We start from the raw sequence: 25,740 nt of genomic DNA, 5'->3' as shown, positions 1-25,740 counted from the left end.
ATATGGATGACGGAACCAAATTCGAGGCTGAGGGGTGAGCTCTGTGGCGCGTGCGATTGGCCGTGAGGCCGGACCGGGGACGCAGAGCGTCGAGCGGGCCTTGTCGTTGTTGTCGGAGTTCACCGAGGCGCATCCGCAGCGGCGGGTGTCGGAGCTGGTAGAGGCGACCGGGCTCGGGCAGTCGACGGTGTCACGGTTGGTGGGGGCGCTGGTCGCACTGGGGTTCCTGGCGTACGACCAGCGCAGCGGGCTGTACGGGATCGGCCCGAAGGTCATCACCCTGGCGGGCATCGGCCTGAACGAGCTGCCCGTGCACCAGCAGTCCCGTCAGGTGGCGCAGAACCTGGCCGCCGACCTGAACCTCGGCGCGAACGTCGCCGAGCGCCGCGGTTCGGAACTGTTCTACCTGTGCCACTTCGAGGGCCGCGCCGCCGGCCGGTCGTCCACGTTGGTGGGCCGCCGCGGACCGCTGCATGCGACCGCGATGGGCAAGGCCCTGATCAGCGAACTCCCGAAGGCGGAGCTGAAGGACCTGCTCGGCGACGACCTGGCGCGCTACACCCCGCACACCGTGACCGATCACAACGCGCTCGACAAGCTCCTCCGCGAGGTCCGCGAGCGCGGGTACGCCCTCGAGGTGGAGGAGCTGGCGTTCGGCCGCGCCTGTCTCGCCGCGCCCGTACGCGACCGGACAGGCGCCGTCGTCGCTGCCCTGTCCGTCTCCGGCCCGCTGTCGGCGATGGACCTCGCCGCCCGGGAGGAGTCGCTCGCCATGCAGGTCATCGAACAGGCTGACCAGATCTCGTCGGGTCTGGGGTACCACGCGTCAGCAGCCGTGAGCTGACCAGCACCGCGCCCAGCGCAGCCGTCGCGGGACCGAACAGGAGCGCAGCCGGTACGACGTACCAGGCGCCCAAGCCGGCCGCGACCAGCGCGATCGCAGCGGCCACGGGTACGACGGGACGACGCCACGCGACGTGGATCGTGAGCATCCAGATTTCCGTCGTACGGCGGGACCCGGCGGTGACCGCGACGGCAGGTAGCAGCCACAGTGTGACCAGATACCCCAGCAGGACAAGGGACAAGGGCACCGCGATGACGGTCTGCCGCGCCATCGTGAGATAGAACCCCAGCACCCATACCGATGCCAACGGCAACCCCAGGACCACCTGCCCGCGCCCGAGCCACTCGCGCCACCCGGACCAGAAGGTCGACCAGGCGGGCGCATCGAGCGAGCTCGAGATCACCTGATGAGCCGCGAGAGTCGAAGGCGCGATCCCAATCACGACAGCGCCCGCCAGAACGCCGAGGATCCACAGCAGCGAAACGAGCGAGAGCCGCAGCAGCCAGTCGAGGCACCGATAGAGGATCGCCGTACGGCCCGTGAGCTCCATCAGTCGGCCTGCAGTCTCGCCTGAAGATCCGCCCGCCCGACGACCGCTGGTGACAGCACGGACAGCCCACCGTCGACGGGTAGGACCACGCCGGTGATCGCGGAAGCACGCGGTCCGGCGAGGAACGCGACCGCGTCCGCGACCTCCTGAGCCCGGATTGTCCGACCGAGCGGGTACCCGGTCGATGCATCCGGCAACTTCTCGCCGCCGACCATCCCGGGAGCGACGGCGTTCACGCGCACTCCACGGTTCGCGTACTCGACCGCGAGTTGGCGGACGAGCGCATCGACGCCGCCCTTGGCTGCCGTGTACGCCGCGGCCCAGGGCGCGGCCACCAACGTGTTCACGGAGGAGACCGCGACGATCGCGCCCGCATCGCCGGCCACCAAGTGCGGCAGCGCCGCCCGCACCGTGAAGAAGACCGTGTCGAGGGTGTTGGACAACGCGTCGCGCCACTGCACGTCGCTGGTCCGATGCGCCGGCACGAGCGGCATCCGCCCGGCCGCCGTCACCAGTACGTCCAGACCGCCGAACGCCGCCACGACCCGATCGACCGCCTCGGTCGCCGCCGCGGGATCTGAGCAGTCCGCCGTCAGCCGGAGATCGACGCCGTCGACCGGATCGTCCTCGAGCGACACTCCCGCGACCCGGCAGCCGTCGGCCGCTAGCGCCGCCAGGATCGCGGCCCCGATCGGCGTCGTCGCGCCGATCACGAGTGCCCGGCGAGTCGTCCCTCGCCCGGCCGGATCGACCGCAGTCACTTGATGCACGCCGCGCGTACGGCGTCCTCGTCGACCTCCACGCCCAGCCCTGGCCCGGTTGGCACCGCGAACCCGAGGTGGCCCCGCTCGAGCGGAGTCGCCAGTACGACGTTCACCGGGTCGAAGAGCGCCGGATGGAACTCGTACGCGACCAGGTTCTCGATCGCAGCAGACGCATGAATGCCGGCGGCCATGACGACACCGAGCCCTGACGAGTGATGCGGCGCCAGCGGCACGAACCAGGTCTCGGCCACCGCGGCGAGGTCGATTGTCTCGGTGATCCCGGTCCGCCCGACATCAGGCTGCAGGATCGCCGCGGCCCGCCCTTCCAGCCACGGACGGAACTCCTGCCGGTGCCGCAGACTCTCCCCGATCGCCAGCGGAGTGTCGATCCGGCCCGCGAGCTCCGCATGCCCACTCACGTCCTCGAACCCGACCGGCGCCTCAAAGAACCACGCGCCCAATGAGTCAAGCCCACGTCCGAGCCGGACGGCCTGCGGTACGTCGTACACCCCGTGCACATCGATCGCGATCTGCAGATCGTCATGCACCGCCCGCAAAGCCTCCACGGTGGCCAGATCCTCGCGTACGCCGTACCCGAGCCCGATCTTCACCTGCCGCACACCCTGGTCCACCCAGTCCTTGGCATGCGCGACCCGCTCTGGGTCCTTCGCCCCCTGCAGACCGGACACGTACGTCGGTACGACGTCACGCTGCGCGCCGCCGAGCAGTTGATGCACCGGTACGCCGGCGATCCGCCCGGCCAGATCCCACAACGCCACATCGATCGCAGCGATCGCGTCGCCCTGATGCCCGCCCAGGTGACCGCGTTCGCGCATCAGCGCCCGGAGCGCGGTCACCAGCGGCCGGACCCGGGTCGGATCGGCACCCAGCAACGCGGGCTTCAGCAGGAGTTCGATGATCTTGGCTGGGACTTCAGGAGCAACCGGAGCCAGTGCCTCGCCCCAGCCGACCGACCCGTCGTCGGCAGTGAGTCGCACGAGCAACGCTTCCCGCGCCGAGCCGTAGATGCTCGGCCACGGCGGACTCGTGCTGTAGCTCCGTGGTTCTGCGAGCGCCAGCGGAAAGACCTGCACGTCGATGATCGTAGGCATCAGTGGATCCCGGTCAGCTCAGCGGATGCGGCAGGAAGGTCCAGCCGGTCGAGTATCGCGGTCAGTCCGGCTTTCGCGCGAGCATCGAGGGCACGCGCCGGCACCCGGACCGTGGCGTGGTCGATCAGGCCGCGAGCGACCAGGACCTCCTTGTGCACGGCCCACGCGATCCCGGACTGGAGCCCGTAGACGAGCAGCGGGAGCAGTAGATCGAACCGTGTCCGCGCGTCGTCGTACCGCCCGGCGCGCCAGTCGTTGACCACCGGTGCGAGCAGATCCGAGATCTCGCAAGCGGGCATCGTGCCGACTGCGCCGGCGGCGAGTTCGTCGAGAAGGAACTGTGCGTTCTGTCCGCCGAGGACGACGAAGCCAGGCTCTGAGATCCGGTCGACGACCGCTGCGACCTTGGGTGCGGTCGGCGGAGCCTCGACCTTGACCGAGGTGACGCCCGGTACGGTCGCGAGTTCCGCGATCTGCGGCGGCGACATGGTCACGCCCGTGACTCCCGGGGCGTCCTGCACCATCACCTCGATCCCGACCGCGGCCACCTCCGCATAGAACTCGGGCAACTGTGCCGGGCTCGGCGGAACCATGAACGGCGGTAGCACCATCACCGCGGTGGCGCCGGCAGCCGCTGCCTCCGCGGCCTGCTCGACTGCCGTCACTGTCGACGTCGCCGCCACACCGACGACCACCGGTACGGCGTTCGCGACCACGCGGACCGCCTCGCGCGTGACCAAGCGGCGCTCGTCGGCGGTGAGCGCGAACGCCTCGCTGGCCATCCCGAGGACGGCGACTCCGTGCACGCCGCTCGCGAGCTGGAACTCGGTCAAGCGGCGCAGGCCGGGTAGATCAAGGCTGCCGTCCGGGCCGAAGGGCGTGGCGAGGATCGGCACCATTCCCTCGATGGTGGGCGGACTCTCAGTGTTCAGCATTCGGCATCCGATAGATGCTTGACGAGATCCATCATGTGCGTAAGGCTGCCACATAGTGGATGTACCCGTCCATCATTCACCGCAGAAACCCCAGGAGTGCCCGTGGCGCCGGAGGCAGGGTCGAACCGCAGTGTCGAGCGCGCTGTCGCCGTACTGCGTGCCTTCGCGGTCACCGGGAGCCTGCGGGTCACGGAGGTCGCGAACCTGGCCGGCCTTCGCCAGTCCACCGCGTCACGGCTGCTCAGCACCCTCGAGTCGGCCGCCTTCGTCGAGCGCGACGCGGACGGTCAGTACCGTCTCGGCGCCGAGCTGATCACCCTGGCCGGCGTGGCCGTGAACGGTCATCCCGTGCACCACGCGGCCCGCCAGCCGGCCCAGTCGCTCGCTGCGGCGACGGGCCTCGGCGCGAATGTCGCCGTACGGCGTGGGCACGAGGCCTACTACCTGTGCAACTTCGAGGGACGGTTGGCGCCTAGGGCGTTCTCGCTCACCGGGCGGCGGAACCCACTACACGCCACCGCGCTCGGCAAGTGCCTGCTGCTCGGTGTCGACGACCGCCGCGCGTTGCTGGGGGAGCTCGAGCGGTACACGCCCCGCACCATCACCGACCACGACACCCTCGACGCGGCGATCGACCAGGTGGCCTGGCAGGGCTACTCGACCGAGACCGAGGAACTCTCGCTCAGCCGATCGTGCCTGGCCGCCCCACTGCGCGACCGCTCCGGCCATGTCGTCGGCGCACTCTCGCTGTCCGGCCCGTCCAGCGCCGTCGACCTCGCCACCCGGGAGCACGAACTGTCCCGCCTGGTGGTGGAGACCGCCGACGCCGTCAACTCGCAACTGGGCCACCACGGCCCGACCGATCCCCAGCTCACGGCGCCACCCGGGCGCCTCGACCAACGGAGCCGATCATGAAGATCCGCCCAGCCCTCACCGTGCTCACGTGCGCGGTGGCGCTCGCCCTGTCGGGCTGCAACCTCGTCGGCGGCAGCTCCGACTCGGGCAACGCCGCCGACAAGGTCACCGTCACCGTGGCCCTCGTCCCGGATCCGCCCGGCGCGAGCGAGTTCTACCGGCAGCAGTTCGACGAGTTCGAGAAGGCCAACCCCGGTATCGCGGTCAAGGTGGTGGAGAACCCGTCCGACCAGCAACTGAACGCTGTCGAGCTGATGTTCCAGCAGAACCGGGCGCCAGACGTCTTCCGGGCCCAGGACGACGGCATGGACCGGATGGCAGCGCGCGGCTGGGTCGCGCCGCTGGACGAGTTCGTCACGCCGGAGTTCCTGAAGCGGTTCCCCGAGGGGAGCATGGATCCGGCCACGTCCGGCCTGCATCGTGACGGCAAACTGATGAGCCTTCCGCTGGTGTGGGGGCCGTGGTCGTCGTTGCGGGTCTTCCTTTACAACGAGGACCTGCTGAAGAAGTCCGGTTTCGACGGCCCGCCGAAGACCTGGGCCGATCTCGAGCGGATGGCTACCAAGATCACCGCCGACGGCCACGGCAAGTACTTCGGGTACGCACCTACCGCGGCCAAGGCGCCCGCGGCCGAGATGCTCGCCGGAACCGCTGTTCCGTACTCCGTCGCGGCCAGCGGCATCGACTTCCGTACCGGCAAGCCCGCGACGTCGAGCCCGGGGCTGGTCGAGGCCGTCGAGCTGCACCGGCGGATGCAGGCCGCGAAGGTGATGATGCCGGGCTGGGAGAGCTGGGACGGCAGCCGCGCGTTCAAGGAGTTCGCGGCCGGCAAGCTCGCGATGTACCCGACCCCGCCGTGGCACGTGGCCGAGGTTCGGAAGCTGTCGCCGGAGATCAAGCTCGGCATCACCGGGCTGCCGGTGCCGGCCGCCGGGCGGGGCGCCTACCTGGCGCGGAACAAGTCGTTCAGCCCGCTGTGGTCGATGTCGTCGCAGTCCACACACAAAGCGGATAGCTGGAAGGTGATGGACTTTCTCGCGTCGGACGCCTTCCACAAGGCGTACTACCAGAAGTTCGGCACGCTGACCGCGCTCGAAGGGGCCTGGAAGGCCGAGGCTGAGAAGAACCCCGACCAGGCAGCGATCCTGAAGGTGGCCGCGGAGACCCTGCGCCGTGCGCCGAACCCGGCCCTCGCGAGCAAGGGCGGTCAGGCGATCACCCAAGCGCTCGCGGCCAAGCCGGACCTGAAGTACACCGACGCCGCGGTCAGCTCGATCGTGAAGAACCAGCCGTTCGCCCCGGCCGCCGCCCAGCTGGACAAGGACCTGCAGACCTTCCTGGACAAGACGTCGGCCGATCTGGCCGCGAAGGGGCAGGAAGGGTCGGCCAAGGATCTGACCTTCGCGGGCTGGGACCCGTTGAAGGACTTCACGCCGGGAGGCTGATCGGATGACGACGACGATCGAGCGCGTGACCGCGAAGGCGCCGGTCAGGGAACGTCGACCCCGGACGTTCCGACGGCACCTGTGGAGCTACGTGTTCCTGATTCCCTTGGTGCTGCTCTTCGGCGGGTTCACGATCTGGCCGATGATCGCGAGCTGGTGGTACGCGTTCTTCGACTGGGACGGGGTGGGCTCGCCGGCCGACTGGGTCGGGCTCGCCAACTTCCGCGAAGTACTGGCGTCAGACGCTTTCTGGCGGGCGTTCTGGCACTCCTTCGTGTTCTCGCTGGCCGCGATCTTCGTCGAGCTGCCGCTCGCGCTCGTCCTGGCGGTCCTGCTGAACAACTCCTGGCTGCGGTTCCGGAACCTGTACCGGCTGGTGCTGTTCCTGCCGGTGGTAGCGACGACTGCGGTGATCGGCATCGTGATCGCGATCCTGCTCGACCCCGCCGGCGGCCTGGTGAACCGGATCCTGCTCGACACCGGCCTGGTCGACCAACCGGTCAACTTCCTCGGCAGTACGTCGATCGCGCTGCCGACCCTGCTCTCGATCGACGTCTGGAAAGGGTTCGGGATCACCTTGATCTACTGGCTCGCGGCGCTGCAGACCGTGCCGAAGGACCTGCAGGAGGCGGCCGCGATCGACGGCGCCGGGTTCTGGCGGTCGCTGCGGTTCGTGACGCTGCCGGTCGTCCTGCCGATCGCGATCGTGATCCTGCTGCTCGTGTTCCAGCGCAGCCTGAACACGTTCGACCTGGTGCGGGCGGTGACCGAAGGCGGACCGGATTACGCGACGGACGTCGTACCGACGTACATCTATCGGTATGCGTTCGATCCGTCGTTGCAGGCGCCGCGGTACGGGTTCGCGTCGGCGGCCGGTGTGGTCTTCGGGCTGTTGACGCTGGTCGTGACGTTGCTTCAGGCACCTTTCATGCGGCGGCGGGTGAGCTCGTGAACCGGCTGCTGCGGCGCAACGCCTGGCACCTGCTGCTCGTCCCGCTGTGCCTGGTGTGGGTGTACCCGTTCGTCTGGATGATCTCGGCCGCGTTCAAGACGCCGAAGGAGATGCTGCTCGGCGGGCTGTCGTTGCTGCCCGACCACGCCACCTTGGACAACTTCCGGCGGGCGTGGACGACGGCGAAGTTCAGTACCTACACGGCGAACACCGTGACGTTCTCGATCGCGGTCGTCGTCCTGGTACTGCTCGTCGCGTCGGCGGCCGGGTATGCGTTGTCGCGTCCCCGGCTGCCCGGGAAGAAGGTGCTGGTCGCGGTGCTGGTTGCGACCATGTTCATCCCGCACGGCTACACGATCATCCCGACGTTCGTCCTGGTGAACGGTCTCGGTCTAGGCAACGGGCTGCTCGGCGCGGCACTCGCCCAGGCGGGGCCGGCGCTCGTCGTACCCGTGCTGCTGTTCATGGGCTTCTTCAGCGGGATCCCGAAGGAGCTCGAGGAGGCGGCCCGGATGGACGGCGCCGGGTACCTGCGCACGTACTGGCAGGTCATGCTGCCGCTCGCCAAGCCCGTCATCGGCACCGTCGCGCTGCTGAACTTCATCGGCGCGTGGAACGCGTTCTTCATCCCGCTCGTGTTCACGCTCGGCAACCCGGACCTGCGGACGCTCGGTGTCGGGATGTACGGGTTCTACGGTCAGGACACCACAGACTGGACCGGCCTGGCCGCGGCCGCCTGCATCAGCGTCGTACCGATCGTGGTGGTCTTCCTCTTTCTGCAACGGACGTTCGTCGAGGGAATCGCCGGCGCGGTCAAGAGCTGACCGGATCTCCTCGGCTGCTTACCTCCAAGGCGAGTCGCCGCGGCCGCCGGGTGCTGACCGGCCTGACTGTTGCCAATGGCATCGACTTCGCGCCGGGACGTCGGCGCTTTTATCAACACGCATACGCGCTGAGATTCAGCACTCTCAGCCTGCTCCTGGACGCCTCCTGCTCGCGCCACAGTAGCTCCTGACTCGCCTTGGAACCCGCTCGTGACCTGGTGGGCCGAGAGCCGCGACGACAACGGCACGGCCCCCACCCCGGAGCAGATCACGCTCCACGCAGCGCGCAGAGCTCAACCGGAGAGTCGGCCGGCAGAACTTCCTCGACAGGAACTCGGCTACCGTGGAGTCCGTCCAACGCATCTCACAGGCCGATGACGCAGATCGTGATGGCGTGGTACTGAAAGACTCCGTAGTCTCCGCCGCCATCGTGGGGCTGGTACCGCGTCCCCGATCCGGGGGTGTGGACGCACGGAACTGCCTCACCGCGCAGTCGTTGAACCGCTCCGAGGAATACAACACGCCGGAATAGGTCATCTGCGCCGGTAGCTCGGGCGGGTGCGGATGCCTGACCGGTCACCGGCAGGAGGCGAGTTGATGCCTGGCGCTCTGCGACCCAAGAAGACCTCCGCCGGCGCCGGGCCGAATCCCAGCTCGAGCTGGTCGAACCCGGTAACTGAAACCGGCCTTCAGGAACGGATGTCGGCGGCTCGAACTTTTCCTTCCCAGGGGCTGTCCAAGTGATCGCATCGACCGATGCGATCAGCGCGCATCATCAAGGGAGGACCATGAGGTTCAGCCTCGCGCGTACTGGCGGCGTGACCGCCGTCGTCGCCGCACTCGCCGCCGGGGGACTCAGCATCGCCCACGCCGGTCGGACCAGCACAGCCACACTCCCGCCCGCCACGCTCCCGCCCGCCACGGCCGCCGCCGGCACACCGCCGCTCCAGCCCGGTCAGGTGACCTACCAGGACGACGGCTGGGGCGTCTCCGGACCCGGCTACGAGTCCGGCTGTGGAGCCCAGGTGCCGCAGGGCTGGCCGAAGGTCAAGGTCGCCGACTACCACGCGAAGTTCAGCGGCAGTAACGGCCTCTGGGTGCTGCGGATCAACTGCGTCCTCCCAGCAACGGAGACCAGGACGGACGTGGTCAACGAGAGGATCGCCGCACTCCGAGGGACGAAGGGCTTCCGCGTCCTGTCCGTCGTCGACGGCCTGACCCCGCGTTTGCACCCCAACGGTGAGCCCTACGACGTGCTGCAGACCAAGACGATGACCTACTCCTACACCGACGACACCGGGGGCACCCGGCTGGTGATCAGCCTCTGGACCACGGACTACGGCCGGGCCACCACGGCCACCGTGGAGATCACCGCGGCCGGCCGCGAGCAGGACCTGGTCGGCCTGCACTCGGTCGTGGCCCGCGCGACGAAGACCTTCTACCGCGCCGGTTGAGCCCGCACGCACCGTCGAGCTTACGGATCCCAGCCGAGCCGAGAATCCAGTCAATTGCACGTTGCTGCGATAGCACCTTGACCTCGGTCAACCGACAAGTCGATCCAGGGGGCGTAGATTGCCAAAGGCAACCAAGCACACCACCTGCGGAACTCGAGCAGGCTTCCGCGCACTGGTCGGCTGACTGACCCGGCATTGAACAGCCGGCGAACCGAGGCGCGACCACCGCGGCGAGCACCGGCAGCCCGATGCCGGCAGTTGCCGCGCGTCGTCGTTGAGCCTCTCGAGGACTTCCGAGTCCGACATCCCTGGGTCGTCGACGCCGACCAGGTAACCCAGCATCACCCAGACAACGAGCAGCCCAATCGAAGCGGCACCCGCCCATCCCGCGCACCGAACAGCAGGTGACCGCACGGATTGGATGTGGTCGACGAGTTCGTTGACGTCCTGGATCGGCCGGCGTCGCGCGGTGGAAGACTGTTCGTCATGGCTCCCACCTTGAACATCGATCCTGACGCAGCGAACCGGCGCGAGCAGAGGGTTGCTGAGGGATGACGAACTTTCTGGTGGTCGTCACCGATGACTAGGGGCCGTGGGCATTGGGTTGTCAGGGCACTCGGTTGCTCACGCGGGCGCGGGCAGGTCGTCGAGAACGGTCCCCACCCGGTGTGCCAGGTCGAGTAGCTGCCTGTCGTCACTGTGTGCGCCGTCGATCTCGAGTCCGACGGGCAGGCCGTGTCGAGTGATGCCCATCGGAACGCTGATGGCCGGCAAACCCGCGCCGCTGGCGGGGACAGTGTTCTTCGCCAGAACCAGATAGTTGACCTCCTCGCCCGAGATCGTGAATGTCGCCTGCTGTTCGATCAGTGGTGCGGGGCTGGGCGTGGTGGGGGAGAGTAACGCATCGATGCCGCCGCGAGTGAACATCTCGTCGAACCGGCGCTGCAGTTCTGGACGATCGACGGACAGCGTCGTCTCGTAGGTCTGCTGGGAGATGTAGCCTGGTCCGCTCGGGAGGACGAGTTCGCTCCACACGCCGTTGAGTTCCGGCTTCAGCCCGTCGTAGATGTCGTGAAACGAAACCGGGACGTCGTGCCGGCGCAGATACTCGGAGACGGCTTGCATCGTCTCGCGAAAGAAGAGGTTCCACGTCAATCGGTCTGCGAGTACGGAGAAGTCCTCGCCGAGGTCGATCTCGACCACCTCGGCTCCGGCGTCGCGCATGCGCTGGAGTGTGTTCCGGAAGTGCGCCTCGGTCTCGGCCTCGATCAACCCGAGGTACTGCTTGGGCGCATACGCGAATCTCGCCCCCTGTAGATCGGAACGGGCGGCCGGGGCGGCGGTCACGTCCTTGGTGACGATCTGGTCGATGAGCGCGCAGTCTTCGACGGTGCGCGCGAAGATGCCTGGGGTGTCGAGCGTGTGGGAGATCGGCGCTACGCCGCCGCCTGGCCAACGTCCGGTGGTCGGTTTGTAGCCCACGACGCCGACCAGCGACGCGGGCACCCGGATGGAACCCACCGTGTCGCCGCCGAACGCGCCCGGCACGATCCGGGCTGCGACAGCTGTTCCGGAACCGCTGGAAGACCCGCCTGACATGTGGTCGGTGCCATAAGGGTTCTTGACCTGGCCATAGCGACTGTTGTCCCCGGTCAGTCCGAAGGACATCTCGACGAGGTTGTTCTTTCCGAACACGATGCCACCGGCATCTTTGATCGTCCCGACCACCTCGGCGTCCTCGGCCGGCGTGAAACGGTCCAGGACCTCTACCCCGAGCGTTGTGCGAAGCCCGCGTGTCAGGTAGCTGTCCTTCACTCCCAGCGGGACGCCGAGCAGGGGAGCGCTCGAGCCCGCGGCGCGTGCCTTGTCGGCAGCTTCGGCCGCGGTCAGCACGGCGGACTCATCGATCGTGATGAAGGAGTTCAGATCTGCGTACTTGCGGGCCCGCTGCAGAAGGGCCGTGGCGTACGACTCGGCAGTGATCTCGCCGTTGCGGATCGCGGTGGCCGCTGCCGCGACGCCGAGCTCGACCAGCTCGTTGTCGTCTGCTGTCGATACGGTGTCACCGACGGACGTTTCGTCGTTCTTCATGGTTGCCTTTCTCAATGTCCGGGTCGCGCCCGGAGGTCGGGTCGACTACTGGTCGCTTGCCGCGGTGAAGGCGGGGGGCACCGGAACGTCGAGGATTCGCAGGAGGTTGGCGACCTTACGATCAAGTTCCTGTCCGACCGACGCGATGTCCGGGAGTCCGAAGCTGTCGAATCGGGTGCTGGGCTGGTCGATGGAGAACCGCGTGACGCCGTACTGGTCCTGATGGATCGCCGTTCGCAGCGGGGCGTAGAGCATCACCGCAGGGTCGTGGCGGTACATGCGCTCGGCGATCGTGTGATTCCCCATCAGGTAGCTACTGCAGAAGCCCTGATCGCCCGCGAGTTGCATGAGCTCGCCGACATCGGTGCTCCAGAACCGCAGGAATCCGTGCGGGGCGTTCTCCGCGGCAGCGGCGAGCACGGTGTCCCAGCTTGCGCGCTCGGCGCGGATCTGTGCCATCCGCTCGAGGTCCAGTACCGGTACGGCGGCTTCGTAGCGAGCGCGGAAGTCCTCGAAGGACGAGCCGGTGTCGATCGACCACCGGACAGCCTCGTGGGGAACTGCGACGAAGTTCTGAGTGGACATCGTTTGTTCGTTCCTTTCTCGTTCTCGGATGGGAGGTGCAGCTCTGGGGCACGAGTGCTGTGCCAGAGCACTTCTCCCGAAGTACAGTGATCGCTGTACTTCAACTTAGCAGGCCATTTCTGGGAAGTAAATCGATCGCTATACTTTGGGCATGGGAACGAGTGAAACGACGACCAGCGCACCCAAAGGCGGGCGTGGAGCGCGGGAGCGCATCCTGCGGGCAGCGGTCGAGTTGTTCGCACGCGACGGGATCCACGCCACCGGCATCGCGAAGCTGACCGACACCGCGCATGTGTCGACGCGGACCTTCTATCAACACTTCCCGAGCAAGGAGGCGCTGGTCAGCGCGTACTTGGAACGTCTCGAGTCCGACGGCGCACTACTCGCCGAGACCGTTCTGGAGCGCAGCGACCTCAGCGCGCGTGAGCGTCTCCTCGGGCTGTTCGCCGAGCTTCCGGCCGCCGCACCGCCGGCGACGGTGCGGGGTTGTCCGTTGCACAACGTCGCCGTCGAAGCGGCCGGGACGATGCCCGAGGCCACGGCATTGGTTGAGCGTCACAAGAGGGAGTTCGCCGAACGCGTGATCGAGACCACCGCCGAGGCGGGCGCGCACGAGCCGGTGGTCTTGGGCCGACAACTCGCCGTGCTGTTCGAGGGTGCCCGCGCCTTGGCTACCTCACTCAACGACACGCGACCGCTTCAAGACGCCCAAGACCTGGCCGAAACGCTGCTCGACCGGGCGTCTGGATCAGCCTGACGACGACACGTTTCCCGATCCCGTTGCTCCGCTCGCACCAACCTCGGGAAAGCCCGTGAGTCGGGTCTGGATCGGGAGGACTCTGATCGCGCGAGTCGTGCCTTGACCGTCGTCCGCTTGCTACGGTCTGTGGAGCGTCCGCGTGATTCGCGACTCTGACCCCGTACGTGGAGGAGGACACTGGCGGACGGCGCCCCTTCGACCAGACCGTCCGCATCGACGATCTGGACCCCTGCAAGAACAGCTCGCGGCGGTCGACACCCGATCGGTCGACATCAGTTGCCCAGCGCCGCGATCCGTTGGCGCCTTCAGGGCTTGCCAAAGCCGGTTGGTCCAGATCTGAGCGTCCTGCTCCGTCACTGCTCCGTGGGACGCTGGCAAACCTTGGTCATCGGCGGGTACCGATGAGCAGCGACGTCCCAGGTCAGAGCCCATAATGGCGCGCTTTGGCCACCAGGGCCGGTGAGCACCACCGAGATTTTGGACATCTTCGAAGGCGCCCAACAAATCCAGCAACTGATCGTCGCCCGCCGCCTCCTGGGTAAGACGTCCGCAGAACTGAAATAGCCTTGTTCGCAAGGACTTCCGGACTGCTCGCGCTCGCCCTCACGGGCGAAGGCGAGGGCCACGGCGTGTCCGATCCCGGAGTCGCCGCCGGTGATCAACGCTCGCTTGCCGGTCAGCTTTCCGCTGCCGCGATACGTCTGCTCGCCGTAGTCAGGCTCCGGGGTCTTCGCTGCGCTGTGTCCGGGATGCTCTTGGCTCTGCGGCTCCTGCTGCTCCGGCCGGGCGCGATCGTGGAGGTGTGTGCGGGCTCCGGCTGGGCACCGGACGCTCATGCGACTCACGGAGACGGCGGATGTCTGGTGGAAGAATGCGGTGATCTACTGCCTCGATGTCGAGACCTTCTTCGACACCGACGGCGACGGGGTGGGTGATCTGCGTGGGGTTGGCCAACGGATCGACCATCTGGCCGATCTGGGGGTGACGTGCCTGTGGCTGACGCCGTTCTATCCGAGTCCGGACCGCGACGACGGGTACGACATCACCGACTTCTACGGCGTCGATCCGCGGCTGGGCACGCACGGTGATCTGGTCGAGCTGATCACCCTCGCGGCGGATCGCGGGATCCGGGTGATCGCGGATCTGGTCGTCAACCACACCTCGGATGCGCATCCGTGGTTCCAGAGCGCCCGCGCCTCGCGTGAATCGCCGTACCGCGGTTGGTACGTCTGGCGGGACGAGCCGCCCGCGGACCAGCACGAGGGCGTCGTCTTCCCGGATCAGGAGACGAGCCTGTGGCAGTACGACGACAAGGCGGGCCAGTACTACCTGCACCGCTTCTACAAGTACCAGCCGGATCTCGACATCGCGAACGCCGAGGTGCGCGAGGAGATCCAGCGCGTGATCGGCTTCTGGCTGCAGCTCGGATTGTCGGGCTTCCGCGTGGACGCCGTACCGTTCCTGCTCGACACGACCGGCGCCGAGGATGCCGGCAAGCTGCCGGATCCGCACGACTACCTGCGCGATCTGCGGGCGTTCGTGGATCGGCGCCACGGCCGGGCGATCATGATCGGCGAGGTCAATCTGCAGTATCCCGACCTCCACCGCTTCTTCGGTGACGAGGACGGCGACGAGCTCACGATGTGCTTCGACTTCATCGCGATGCAGCGGCTCTACCTGTCACTGGCGCGCAACGAGCCGGCCGAGTTGGTGAAGGCGCTGCGACAACGCCCACTGCCCGCCGAGGAGAGCCAGTGGGGGACGTTCGTGCGCAACCACGACGAGCTGACGCTGGACAAGCTGTCCGACGGCGAGCGTCAGGAGGTGTTCGACGCCTTCGGACCGGACAAGGACATGCAGCTCTACGGTCGCGGTCTGCGCCGTCGCCTGCCACCGATGCTGGGCAACGAGCAGGCGCGACTCAAGATGGTCTACAGCCTGCTGTTCTCGCTGCCCGGTACGCCGGTGCTGTTCTACGGCGAGGAGATCGGAATGGGCGAGAACCTCGCCATCGAGGGCCGGGGCGCCGTCCGTACGCCGATGCAGTGGACGACCGGCCTGAACGGCGGCTTCTCCACGGCTGATCCATCGCAGCTCACGGCGCCGGTGACCGAGGGGGAGTTCGGTCCTCAACACGTCAACGTGGCGGCGCAACGCCGTGATCCGGACTCTCTGCTCAACTGGATCAAGCTGCTCATCCGGCGCTATCGGGAGTGCCCGGAGTTGTCGTGGGGAGAGTGCACGATACTCGAGCACAACGCGCCGGCCGTCTTCGCGCACCGATCGGAGTACGAGGGCGGCGCTGTCGTCACCGCACACAACTTCTGTGCTGAGGCGACGGACGTAACGCTCGCGGTCGCAGGTTCGGGTGTCGGACTCCGCGCGGTTGACCTGCTCCGTGACGGCACCACCGAGCTCGCCGAGAACGGCTCGCTGTCGCTGAAGCTGGAACCGTACGCGTCCCGCTGGCTGCGCATCGTCGGTCCGGAGGACCGTTACATCATCTGACCGGGCGTCAACGCGGCTGTCGCTGGCTGCGGGCGAGGTAGACGGCGGCGGCTGCTCCGGTGGCGAGTGCCGCGATGAGGCCGCGGTGTCGTGACGCCCAGACCTGGTAGCTGTGGGCGGTTGAGCGGTCGTCGAAGGCTCCATGGGCGCCGTAGTCGCGGTCGTCGTCGGCGGGTTCCCACAGGTTGGCGGCCTTCTCGGCGGGCTCGTCGGCCTGTTGCGACTTGTACCCGGTGCGGGCCAGATAGCGGTCCAGGAGGCCGGCGGCGAACTTGTTCGCGATGATGGTGGCCGCAGTCGGCATGCCGACCCAGTACTCGCGCCGGTGCGGATGGTCGGCGGCGTACAGGACGGCGTCCGCGACGACCTCGGGCTGGAAGATCGGCGGCACCGGCTGTGGGTGCTTCGGCAGCCGGTTCAGCACCCAGGAGAACTGAGGTGTGTTGACCGCGGGCATCTGCACCATCGTGACGTGCACGTTCGACTTGTCGTGCAACAGTTCACAGCGAAGCGAGTCGTGGAACCCTTGGATCGCGTGCTTCGCCCCGCAGTACGCCGATTGCAGCGGGATGCCGCGGTAGGCGAGGGCCGACCCGACCTGGACGATCGTGCCGTGGTCACGCGGCTTCATCCGGTCCAGCGCCGCCCGCGTGCCGTACACGTACCCCAGGTAGGTCACGTCCGTCGTCCGCTGGAACTCGCTCGGCTCGATCTCCTGGAACGGCGCGAACACCGAACTGAAGGCCACGTTCACCCACACGTCGATCGGCCCGAGCTCCCGCTCGACCTTCCCGGCCGCGAACTCGACCTGCTCGTAGTCCGCGACGTCGACCTCGACCGGCAGCGCCGTACCGCCCGCCTCCTCGACCTCGCGTACGGCGGCCGCGAGCCCCGTCTCGCCCCGCGCCAGCAACGCCACCTTCGCGCCACGGCGGGCGAACGCGACCGCACTCGCCCGCCCGATCCCAGCACTGGCTCCGGTGATCACAACGACCTGCTCCACCTGGTCCTCCTTCAGCTCTCGTCCCCGGTGACCGCGGCGGGCGGTCCGAAACCCGGTCTCCGGGTGCGTCGGCCGGATACCGGAGTTTGCTATGACCGCCGGCGCCGCCAGGCTCGGCGCTTCGGAGGCGCAGTCGCGGTACTTCACCGAGCATGTCGAAGCGGACGCCGTCCATGAGCAGACCTGCGGACGACCGGATCCGGTCACGCCGGGGTGTTGACAGCGACTGTTACCGGTAACAACATGTTACCGGTAACAAGCCTACTGCTGGATGGGACGTGCTGTTCCTGGAGGCAGTGCTGTGCAGTCCGTGCGGTTCGGGGGAGCGCGTCCGGATTTCGAATTCATGCCGTTTCGGCGAGGAAGGGAAGACAATGCCCAGACCAGGCGTAGGGAATCGACTGACGCGCCGCCGATTGCTCGGGCTGGCCGCGGCTTCTGCTGGTGCCGCGTTCTCCGGGCCGGTTCTGACCGGTTGCAGCAAGGACTCGGCGACGAGCGGCGGCTCGACGTCGCTGACGTTCATGAATCAGTCGCGCGGACAGGCCAAGGCGCTCGAGAAGCTGGTCGAGACGTACGAGAAGCAGACCGGCGTGCGGGTCACGATCGACAGCCCGGGGCCGACGAACTTCCCGGCGAAACTGCAGGCCAAGTCGCAGTCGGGCGACATGCCGGACATGTACTCGACGCTCACGCTGCCCGAGATGATCCCGTACTACAAGGCCGGCTGGGCGCTCAACCTGGAGCCGAAGCTGACCGGCGGCTGGAAGGACAACTTCTCGCCGATCGCCTTGGACCTCACCACTGTCAAGGCCGGCACGGTGGCCGGGTTGGACGCCGGCGTCTATTCGGCCCATTGGGAGATCCAGACCATGGGTCTGCTGCTGAACACCAAGACGTTCGAGTCGGCCGGGATCGATCCGAAGACTCCGCCTGCCACGACGGATGCGTGGATCGACCAACTGAAGAAGGTCTCTGCCAAGACCGGCAACGGCGCGTTCCTGATGGCCGCGTCCCTGGCGGATCGGTTCCTGCTGAGCCACGCGTCCAACTGGCTGACCGACGCCCAGATCGACGCGACGCTGGCCGGCAAGGCGAGTTGGAAGGCGGACGGCTGGCGCCGAGGTCTGCAGCTGCTCGCTGAGCTGCGAGACGCGGGAGTCATCGTCAACAAGACCTTGCCAGGCGGCAACGACGACAACCCGACGGTGGAGAAGGGCTTCTTCAACGTCCAGGACACGCCCTCGATCTTCGACGCATCGGTGGCGATCGGTGTCGCGCGGGCGACCGCTCCGGACTTCACGGAGTATGTGTCGATGGGGATTCCGAAGGCGACCGACGGCACGCAGAAGCCGCGCGTCTACGGCGGTGTCGGCAAGGGCGCGTGCATCAACCCGAAGGGGAAGAACGTCGATGCCGCGGTGAAGTTCGTGCAGTGGCTGACCGAGCCCGAGCAGGCGAAGGTGTTCGTCGACATGGTCGGGCTGATCCCGGCGAACCCGAAGGTCACTGCTGCCGACCTGCCCCCGCAGGTCGCCGGTTTCGCATCCCTCGCCGACACCATCGAGGTGGTTCCGTCGCCGTTCAACACTGACGCCCGGACGGCGTTGGTCAGCGGGGTGCAGAGCCTGGTGCTGAAGGAGAAGACCGTCGACCAGGTGCTCGACGCCCTGGAGACGGCGCAGAAGAGGGCCAAGTGACCGTCCGTCCGCTCGAAGCAGTCGAGATCGCTCGAACGCACTCGGGAACCCGTCGCCGCAGTCCGCTGGCGCGGCGACGGGAACTGATGGCGTACGCCTTCCTCTTCCCGGCGGTGCTGCTGCTTGCCGTCTTCACGCTCGTACCGTTCGGGCAGGCGATCGTGCTGAGTTTCCAGCAGTGGGACGGCGTCAGCACGTCCACCCCGTTCGTGGGTCTGTCCAATTACCGGTTCGTCCTGCACGACACGGTCTTCTGGTCCTCGATGCGCAATGTGCTGGTCTTCGGTGTGGTGGGCTTCGTCGTCGGCAACGCGTTGTCGCTCGGGATGGCGATCGCGGTCAACCGGGTACGGCGCGGCAAGGCGTTCTTCCGTACGGCGTTCTACCTGCCAGGCGTGTTCTCCGTGGTGGTCATCGGCATGATGTTCTCCTGGCTGCTGGCCCCGAACGCGGGCATCGTGAACCGCATGCTCGGCGCCGTAGGACTGTCGGGGCTGCAGCACAACTGGCTCGAGGATCCAGGCACGGCGCTGCCGGCAGTGGCGGCGGTCTTCCTCTGGTATCACTGGGGATTCGGCTTCATCTTGTACCTGGCAGGACTGCAGGACGTGCCCGCCGACTTGTACGAGGCGGCCAGCCTGGACGGCGCGCGTGGCTGGGCGAAGTTCCGGTACGTGACCTGGCCCGAGCTGCTTCCGGTGACGGCGATCGTGTCGCTGCTGACATTGCTCGGGGCGTTGCAGGTGTTCGGTACGGTGCAGGTGCTGACCAATGGCGGGCCGGGCGACCACACGATGGTGCCGACGCTGCGCATCTATCAGGAGGCGTTCACGAACCAGCGCTTCGGTTCGGCGGCGGCGATGTCGGTGCTCTTCGGCGGCGCGCTCGTCCTCCTCGCGATGCTGCACCTGTGGCTCTCCCGGCGGCGGAGGTGATGACTCCATGACTACGGCGAAGGGGTTGGCCGGTCGGACCGGTCTCTACGGATTGCTCGTGATCGCTGCAGTCGGGGCGTTGTTCCCGATGGTCTGGTTGCTGATCGGATCGTTGCAGACGAGCAGCGAGCTGTACCGCGGCAAGGATCTGCTGCCGAAGAAGCCGCAGTGGTCGAACTACACGACCGCCTGGACGGATGGTGATCTGGGCACCTATCTGCCGAACAGCGTGCTCTATACCGTGGCCGCGGTCGCCGGCATCCTGATCGTGTCCAGCATGGCCGGTTACGTGCTGGCGCGGATCGAGTTCCGGGGGAAGGCGGCGGCGACGTTCGGGCTGTTGGCGGTGATGATCATTCCGGCGCCGGCGTCGTTCATCGCGCAGTACAAGCTGATGGTGACGCTGGGGCTGACCAACAGCCGGCTCGGATATGTTCTGATCCTGATTTCCGCGGGCATTCCGATTTCCTCGCTGATCATGCGCGGATTCTTCGCGAACCTTCCGAAGGACCTGGAGGAGGCGGCGGCGATCGACGGCAGTTCCGCCCTGAACACGTTCGCGCGGGTGATTCTTCCGCTGGCCCGCCCGGGGCTGATCGCGGTCGCGGTGATCCAAGGGCTGGCGGTGTGGAACGAGTACCTGCTGGCGCTTGTCCTGTTCGACGACGACACGCTGATGCCCGTCCAGCGGGGGCTGATGAACTTCGTGTCCGCGGAGACGCCGGTACAGAACATTCTGCTGGCGGCGACAGCGATCTCCGTTGTGCCGGTGGTCGTGTTCTACGTCCTCGCCCAGCGGCAAGTCGTGCAGGGGATCAGCAGCGGAGCGGTCAAGTAGGCTGCGTGATTCGGAGGGAGGTGGAGACGAGTTGACCGAGAAACCTGTGCCTGTGGTGCGGGCCACTCTCACCGATGTTGCCCGTGCTGCGGGGGTCTCCCGGCAGACGGCGTCACGGGTCGCCCGTGGGGGCGAGAACGTGAACGCGCGGACGGCGGCCCGGGTACGGCGTGCCATCAAGGCGCTCGGCTACCGGCCGGACCCGATCGCGCGGGCGTTGACCACTGGGCGAGGGCTCAGTGTGGGGCTGCTGACACATCAGCTGACCGACCGGCAGATGGGTCTGGGCGCGATCTCGATCATGATCGGTGTCGAACAGGCCGCTGCCGAACTCGGCCTCGGTGTCAGTGTCGCGACGTTCTCCGCCTTCGATCGGGCCACGGTCCAGGACGGGATCGACCGACTGGCCAGGGCCGGGTGCGACGGCGTGATCTTCATGGCGCCGTGGGTGTCGGCCGCGAGGACCCTGCGGGCCATCGACACCTCGCTCCCGTTGGTGTCCACCAGTGAGGTTCCCGACTATGACGGTCCTGCCGTGCACGCCGACGCGGCGCAGGCAGCAGGTGATGTGGTGGACCACTTGCTGTCGCTGGGGCACGAGACTGTTCATCACGTCGCCGGCCCGCTGAACTGGATCTCCAGCCAGCGTCGTCTGGCCGGTTGGGAGAGCGCGTTGCGGCGGGCCGGTGCATCGGTGCCCGAGCCGCTGGCCGGAGACTGGACCGCCGAGTCCGGGTACGAGGCCGGCCGGCAGTTGGCCCAGGATCCCTCGGTCACGGCGGTCTTCACCGCCAACGACGAGATGGCGCTGGGTGTCGTTTACGCGCTCACCGAGGCCGGGCGGCAGGTTCCGGAGGACGTCAGTGTCGCGGGTTTCGACGATGCGCCGGGGTCGGACTTCTTCCGTCCGCCGCTGACGACGGTCCGGGTCGACGATGCCGAGTACGGCCGGCAAGCCGTCGCGCAGCTCATGCTGCAGATCAACGGCGATGCCGCGGCGGCGGCAACGATCTTGCCGCACCAGTTGATCATTCGCGCCAGTACGGCGAGCAGGAACAAGTGAGCGGAGCTCCGGACCGGCTGCGGATCGACAGCGGTGGCGACCAGTTCACCGTGTCGGGCCCGTCGCCCAGACTCGCCTGGCGGCTTCCGCGCACGGTCACCGGCCAGTCGGCGTACGAGCTCGAAGCGACCGTCGACGGTACGCCGCTCGCCCGTGTGACACGAACGTCGCCGGAGCACCTGTTCATCGCCTGGCCGTGGGCGCCGCTGCGAAGCTGTCAGCGAGTGACGTGGCGCGTCCGGGTGCGCGACGGCGAAGTCTCTTCGGATTGGTCCGAGCCGAGCGGGTTCGAGGTCGGACTCCGCACCGAGAACTGGACCGCGCGGTGGATCTCTCCGATCGAAGATGTCGATGTGGGGTACGGGAATCGGCCTGCCTACGCGCTCTCGACCCGGTTCGAGGTGACCTCGGAGGTGACGTCCGCGCGTTTGTACGCCACCGCGCTGGGAGTCTACGAGGCATTCGTCAACGGCCGTCGTGCTGGTACGGCGGAGTTGACTCCCGGCTCCACGTCGTACGACCACACGCTCTACGCCCAGGCGATGGACGTCACGAACGCCGTCCGCCGCGGGGACAATCGGCTCGAGGTCCTGCTCTCGGACGGGTGGTATCGCGGTAAGACCGGAGGCTTTCGGATGCCGTCGGGCTGGGGTACGACGACAGCCGCCCGGCTGGAGCTTCATCTGTGGTCCCGCGACGGTTCGCGACAGGTCGTTCGCAGCGACGGTTCATGGACCAGCTCCCGATCGAAGATCGCTCGCGCTGACCTCATGGACGGACAAGCGGTCGACTTCGGATCGCCGAGCGTCGCAGAGCAGGCGGTGCTGGTCGACCAGGTGGTTGCCCCGGACATCGATTGGTCGCCCGCGCCGCCGGTGCGCCGGATCGAAGCCCGTCCGCCCGTCACGCTGCGGCAGGTCGATGCCGGGACCTGGGTGGCGGACTTCGGTCAGAACGCCTCGGGCTGGATCTCGCTCGCGGACCTCGGCCCGTCGGGGACCCGCACAGTGATCGACTACGGCGAGTTCGTCGGACCTGACAGCGACCTGACCACCGCGCATCTCGACTCGATCCTGCCAGATGGTGGGCCGCTCCGGTTCGTGCAACGTGACGAGGTCGTGTCGGCGGGCGACGGCGAGGTGTTCGAGCCGCGCCACACCATTCATGGGTTCCAGTACGCACGACTGCGGCGCGACGGTGGGACGATCGACCCGGTGAGTGTGACGATGCACGTGGTGCACTCGGATCTCGCCCGGACCGGGACGTTCGAGTGCGGCAACGCCGATCTCAATCGTCTGCACGAGATGGCGGTGTGGAGCTTTCGTGGCAACGCCGTGGACGTGCCCACCGACTGCCCGACCCGCGAGCGGCTCGGCTGGACCGGTGACTACCAGGTCTTCGCGCCCGCGGCGGCACGGCTGTACGACGTGCACGGGTTCAGCCGGAAGTGGTTGCGCTCGGTGCGGGACGACCAGCTGGCCGACGGCCGGATCGCCAACTTCTCTCCAGACGGCCGGCGTACCAAGCTCAACCTGGGGGACCGGCTGGCGAAGTCCACCGGATCGGCCGGTTGGGGTGACGCGATCGTGTCCGTCCCGATGGAGCTGTACGAAGCCTACGGCGACCGCGAGGTGCTGGCCGAGAACTGGGACGCGATGGTGCGCTGGGTGGAGTGGGCGCTCGACGCCGCCCGGACGCACCGGCATCCGTCCCGGATCGAGCGCTCCGCGCAGCCGCTGCCGCGCGAGCAGTTCATCTGGGACGGCACCTACCACTGGGGCGAATGGTGCGAGCCGAGGATCGATCCGCCGTTGAGTGACCCGGCCGGCCGGGAGGCGTGGCTGAAGGCCGACAAGGGCGAGGTCGGAACCCCGTACCTGTACCGATCGAGTGCCACCCTCGCGCGCATCGCCGGGATCCTCGGCCGATCGGAGGAGGCCGTCCACTACGCGATGGTCGCGGATCAAGTGCGTGCGGCCTGGCGTAGGGAGTTCCTCGACGGATCTGGGCGGACGACTGGCGACACCCAGGCAGGTTACGTGCGCGCGCTGGCGTTCGGCCTGGTGCCGCAAGAGTTGCGCGAGGCCGTCGTACAGCGCCTCGTCGAACTGATCCGGGCCGCGGGCAACCACCTCGGGACCGGCTTCCTGTCCACGGGGGAGCTGCTCCCGGTGCTCGCGGACCACGGGTACGCCAAGGTCGCGTACGGCGTGCTGTTCCAGCGGACCCCGCCGTCGTGGCTGGCCATGCTGGACCGCGGCGCCACGACCATCTGGGAGGACTGGGACGGCATCGACGACGACGGGAACCCGCACGAGTCCCTCAACCACTACAGCAAGGGTGCCGTCGTCCACTTCCTGCACACCCACGTCCTCGGCCTCCGGCAAGCCGACACATCCACCGCGTGGGAGTCATTCGTAGTGGCACCGCTGCCGCATCCAGACATCCCCTGGGCCCGAGGTACCTACGAAAGTCCGCAAGGCACCATCGAGGTCCAGTGGCAGATCGAGGGCGGCAGCTTCCAGATCGCGGTCGACGTCCCGCCCGGATCCACGGCCGAAGTCGTCTTTCCGGGCGGCGAGAAGGCAACGCTCCCGCCCGGGCAGTTCACCGCGAACCGGCCTGCTCCTGATGACAACCTCCTGTCAACCTGAACAACCGAAGGTTCACTCGGACTTGCGCCAGCGGATGCGGAGGTGGAAGGCGGCGGTTTTGGGGCGGCGGTCGCGCGTGAAGATGCCTTTCTTGTTGCCGTCGACGCGGAAGACGCCGGGCGCGGTGGCGAAGTCGGCGAAGGTCCAGACGTGTTCGCCGACGACTGCGTCGATCCGGTCGAAGACGCGGTGGTAGACGTCGAGGATCTCGGTTTGGAACTCCTCGGTCCACGGGCTGGGGACGAGGCTGCGGAGTCCGGGGTAGGTGTCGGCGCCGTACTCGGTGATGATGATGGGCTTGTGGTGGAGTTCTGCCCACTGGCGCAGTTCGGTCTCCAGTGCGGTCTCTGCCGATGCGAGATCGCCGGGCCCGAAGTACCAGCCGTAGTAGCGGTTGAGCATGAGGACGTCGAACAGGTCGGCGACCACGCATTCGTCCGGTGGGCCGAGCAGTGCGTTGGCGTAGGCGACTGGCCGGGTCGGGTCGAGGCGGCGAGTTTCGGCGGCGAGTGGGGCGAAGTAGTCGCGTGCTTCGGGTGGTACGTCGTCGGGTTCGTTGGCCACGGACCACAGCACGACGCTGGGCCGGTTCTTGTCGCGGGCCAGCAGTTCGCGAATCGCCTGTAGGTGAGCCCTCTGGGTGTCGTCGCTGACTCTGTCGGGGGCGAACGTCGATACTCGTCGGCCGGAGCTGAAGACGCCACCGCCGATGTTGAGGTTGAGCCCGACGGCTGCTGTTTCGCCGATGACGACTACGCCGTGCCGGTCGGCGTAGTCGAGGATCTCCTCGGCGAAGGGGTAGTGGGCGGTGCGGAACGAGTTGGCGCCGATCCAGTCCAGGAGCGCGAAGTCGTGCACCATGAGAACGTCGTCGTGTCCCTTTCCGCGCACGGCGGCGTCTTCGTGCTTGCCGAATCCCTTGAAATAGAAGGGATCTCCGTTGATCAGGAATTGCTGTCCGCGTACCTCCACCGTGCGGACGCCGACGGTCTGGCGGTAGCTGTCGAGGACCTCCCCGGAGGTGCTGAGTAGCGAGGCCTCGAGCTCGTAGAGGTAGCCGTCGCCAGGTGCCCATGGATGTACGTCGGGCACTCGCAAGGTGCCGTTCGCGCCGTCGGCTGTGGCGACCTCGTCGCCGGCGGCGTCGCGCAGTACGACGCGGCAGCGGGCCGCCTCCCCGCTGCTGTCCATCCGATAGTCGATGACGCCCGTGGTGTCATCGAACGTGGTCGTTACGGTGATGTCGCTGAGGTGCAGCAAGGGTGTGGTGTACAGCCAGACCGGCCGGTGCAGTCCCGCATAGTTGAAGAAGTCGTGGAGGTAGCGTTGCACCCGGCGGCCGTCGGGAAGCTCTTCGACGGTGCCGGGCGGGATCGTCGACCAGCTCAGTTCGTTGTTGACAGCCACGGTGACGCGGTTCTCGGCTCCCGGCTGCAGGTGGGCGGTGACGTCGGCTTCGAAGGGGGTGTAGCCGCCTTCGTGCTGCGCGACTTCGGTGTTGTTGACCCAGACCGTCGCGTGGTGTGTCGCGGCGTCGAAGCGCAGGACGACACGCTGCCCCACCCACCGGTCCGGGACCCATACGCTTGTCTGGTACCAGGCGTCGCCGACGTGATCCCGGACCACGGCGTCGGGGTAGATGTCGTTGTAGCTGGCGGGCACCGGGATGTCGACGGCGTTCGCGAGTTGTGCGCGCCACCAGCCTTCGGTACGGCCGGTCCCCCCTGCATCCAGCCTGAACCGCCAGAGTCCGGTCAGCGAGCGTCGTTCGCGGGTGGGTCCGTCCTGCGGACGAAGCATGTTCGGTT

22 protein-coding genes are annotated in these 25,740 nt (G+C 67.5%); 14 read left to right on the top strand and 8 right to left on the bottom strand.

All coding sequences use genetic code 11. The features are described 5' to 3' along the window. Positions 1-43: 43 nt before the first annotated feature. Positions 44-844 (top strand): IclR family transcriptional regulator, encoded by an 801-nt coding sequence (locus ACLJOO_RS40125; RefSeq protein WP_410793299.1) that lies wholly within the window; start codon positions 44-46, stop codon positions 842-844. On the opposite strand, the gene ACLJOO_RS40120 is transcribed toward ACLJOO_RS40125, so the two are convergent. From ACLJOO_RS40120 to ACLJOO_RS40105, 4 genes are read right to left on the bottom strand one after another with little or no spacing between them, the layout of a single operon-like run. Next, on the bottom strand, positions 780-1,394 hold the full coding sequence (locus ACLJOO_RS40120; protein ID WP_410793297.1) for a DUF624 domain-containing protein: 615 nt from the start codon (positions 1,392-1,394) through the stop codon (positions 780-782). The genes ACLJOO_RS40125 and ACLJOO_RS40120 overlap by 65 nt on opposite strands. Continuing rightward, positions 1,394-2,155, bottom strand: coding sequence for an SDR family NAD(P)-dependent oxidoreductase (locus ACLJOO_RS40115; protein ID WP_410793295.1), 762 nt, complete (start codon positions 2,153-2,155; stop codon positions 1,394-1,396). Before ACLJOO_RS40115 ends, ACLJOO_RS40120 begins: the two co-directional genes overlap by 1 nt. Further along, positions 2,152-3,270, bottom strand: a complete 1,119-nt coding sequence (locus tag ACLJOO_RS40110; protein WP_410793294.1) for a mandelate racemase/muconate lactonizing enzyme family protein — start codon at positions 3,268-3,270, stop codon at positions 2,152-2,154. Before ACLJOO_RS40110 ends, ACLJOO_RS40115 begins: the two co-directional genes overlap by 4 nt. Continuing rightward, entirely contained in the window at positions 3,270-4,205 is a 936-nt protein-coding gene (locus ACLJOO_RS40105; RefSeq protein ID WP_410793293.1) for a dihydrodipicolinate synthase family protein, read from the bottom strand. Before ACLJOO_RS40105 ends, ACLJOO_RS40110 begins: the two co-directional genes overlap by 1 nt. 102 nt (positions 4,206-4,307) lie before the next feature. Between ACLJOO_RS40105 and ACLJOO_RS40100 the strand changes: the two genes are divergently transcribed. The 5 genes from ACLJOO_RS40100 (at position 4,308) to ACLJOO_RS40080 (ending at position 9,795) form a co-directional block, all read left to right on the top strand. Beyond that, entirely contained in the window at positions 4,308-5,120 is an 813-nt protein-coding gene (locus ACLJOO_RS40100) for an IclR family transcriptional regulator (RefSeq protein WP_410793291.1), read from the top strand. Next, positions 5,117-6,565 (top strand): ABC transporter substrate-binding protein, encoded by a 1,449-nt coding sequence (locus ACLJOO_RS40095; protein WP_410793290.1) that lies wholly within the window; start codon positions 5,117-5,119, stop codon positions 6,563-6,565. Before ACLJOO_RS40100 ends, ACLJOO_RS40095 begins: the two co-directional genes overlap by 4 nt. A 4-nt stretch (positions 6,566-6,569) precedes the next feature. Then, positions 6,570-7,517 (top strand): carbohydrate ABC transporter permease, encoded by a 948-nt coding sequence (locus tag ACLJOO_RS40090; RefSeq protein WP_410793289.1) that lies wholly within the window; start codon positions 6,570-6,572, stop codon positions 7,515-7,517. Then, complete coding sequence (locus tag ACLJOO_RS40085) at positions 7,514-8,341, top strand: carbohydrate ABC transporter permease (protein WP_410793287.1); 828 nt, start codon at positions 7,514-7,516, stop codon at positions 8,339-8,341. The genes ACLJOO_RS40090 and ACLJOO_RS40085 overlap by 4 nt, the downstream gene beginning before the upstream one ends. A 788-nt stretch (positions 8,342-9,129) precedes the next feature. Continuing rightward, positions 9,130-9,795 carry a hypothetical protein gene (locus ACLJOO_RS40080; protein ID WP_410793285.1) on the top strand — a complete coding sequence of 222 codons (666 nt, stop codon included), beginning with the start codon at positions 9,130-9,132 and terminating at the stop codon, positions 9,793-9,795. Between the two features lie 624 nt (positions 9,796-10,419). Here ACLJOO_RS40080 and ACLJOO_RS40075 read toward each other — a convergent pair. After that, a complete protein-coding gene (locus ACLJOO_RS40075; RefSeq protein ID WP_410793284.1) occupies positions 10,420-11,886 on the bottom strand; it encodes an amidase family protein in 1,467 nt (488 codons plus the stop codon). 45 nt (positions 11,887-11,931) lie between these two features. Then, positions 11,932-12,471, bottom strand: a complete 540-nt coding sequence (locus tag ACLJOO_RS40070) for a DUF302 domain-containing protein (protein WP_410793281.1) — start codon at positions 12,469-12,471, stop codon at positions 11,932-11,934. A gap of 151 nt (positions 12,472-12,622) precedes the next feature. Between ACLJOO_RS40070 and ACLJOO_RS40065 the strand changes: the two genes are divergently transcribed. Next, a complete protein-coding gene (locus ACLJOO_RS40065) occupies positions 12,623-13,228 on the top strand; it encodes a TetR/AcrR family transcriptional regulator (protein ID WP_410793279.1) in 606 nt (201 codons plus the stop codon). Positions 13,229-14,065: 837 nt separating this feature from the next. Continuing rightward, positions 14,066-15,739, top strand: a complete 1,674-nt coding sequence (locus ACLJOO_RS40060; RefSeq protein ID WP_410793278.1) for an alpha-amylase family protein — start codon at positions 14,066-14,068, stop codon at positions 15,737-15,739. A 7-nt stretch (positions 15,740-15,746) separates the two neighbouring features. On the opposite strand, the gene ACLJOO_RS40055 is transcribed toward ACLJOO_RS40060, so the two are convergent. Continuing rightward, a complete protein-coding gene (locus ACLJOO_RS40055; RefSeq protein WP_410793276.1) occupies positions 15,747-16,742 on the bottom strand; it encodes an SDR family oxidoreductase in 996 nt (331 codons plus the stop codon). A gap of 91 nt (positions 16,743-16,833) precedes the next feature. On the opposite strand from ACLJOO_RS40055, the gene ACLJOO_RS40050 reads away from it, so the two are divergent. The 6 genes from ACLJOO_RS40050 to ACLJOO_RS40025 all read left to right on the top strand — a co-directional run bounded on the left by ACLJOO_RS40050 (position 16,834) and on the right by ACLJOO_RS40025 (position 23,932). Then, positions 16,834-16,962, top strand: a complete 129-nt coding sequence (locus ACLJOO_RS40050) for an iron-containing redox enzyme family protein (RefSeq protein WP_410793275.1) — start codon at positions 16,834-16,836, stop codon at positions 16,960-16,962. Between the two features lie 154 nt (positions 16,963-17,116). Continuing rightward, entirely contained in the window at positions 17,117-18,442 is a 1,326-nt protein-coding gene (locus ACLJOO_RS40045; protein WP_410793273.1) for an ABC transporter substrate-binding protein, read from the top strand. Beyond that, on the top strand, positions 18,439-19,377 hold the full coding sequence (locus ACLJOO_RS40040; RefSeq protein ID WP_410793271.1) for a carbohydrate ABC transporter permease: 939 nt from the start codon (positions 18,439-18,441) through the stop codon (positions 19,375-19,377). Before ACLJOO_RS40045 ends, ACLJOO_RS40040 begins: the two co-directional genes overlap by 4 nt. 7 nt (positions 19,378-19,384) lie before the next feature. Further along, on the top strand, positions 19,385-20,215 hold the full coding sequence (locus tag ACLJOO_RS40035) for a carbohydrate ABC transporter permease (protein WP_410793270.1): 831 nt from the start codon (positions 19,385-19,387) through the stop codon (positions 20,213-20,215). 31 nt (positions 20,216-20,246) lie between these two features. Beyond that, a complete protein-coding gene (locus ACLJOO_RS40030) occupies positions 20,247-21,278 on the top strand; it encodes a substrate-binding domain-containing protein (protein ID WP_410793268.1) in 1,032 nt (343 codons plus the stop codon). Continuing rightward, positions 21,275-23,932, top strand: coding sequence for a family 78 glycoside hydrolase catalytic domain (locus ACLJOO_RS40025; RefSeq protein WP_410793266.1), 2,658 nt, complete (start codon positions 21,275-21,277; stop codon positions 23,930-23,932). Before ACLJOO_RS40030 ends, ACLJOO_RS40025 begins: the two co-directional genes overlap by 4 nt. A gap of 12 nt (positions 23,933-23,944) precedes the next feature. Here the strand turns inward: ACLJOO_RS40025 and uidA are convergent, their stop codons facing one another. Next, positions 23,945-25,732: a beta-glucuronidase gene (gene uidA / locus ACLJOO_RS40020; protein WP_410793264.1), complete on the bottom strand. Its 1,788-nt coding sequence runs from the start codon at positions 25,730-25,732 to the stop codon at positions 23,945-23,947. Positions 25,733-25,740: the final 8 nt, after the last annotated feature.

This window comes from Kribbella sp. C-35 (genome assembly GCF_046549195.1).
Classification (GTDB): Bacteria; Actinomycetota; Actinomycetes; order Propionibacteriales; family Kribbellaceae; genus Kribbella.
Note: the sequence above shows the minus strand (reverse complement) of the source record. Positions and strands in the feature narration are given on the sequence as shown.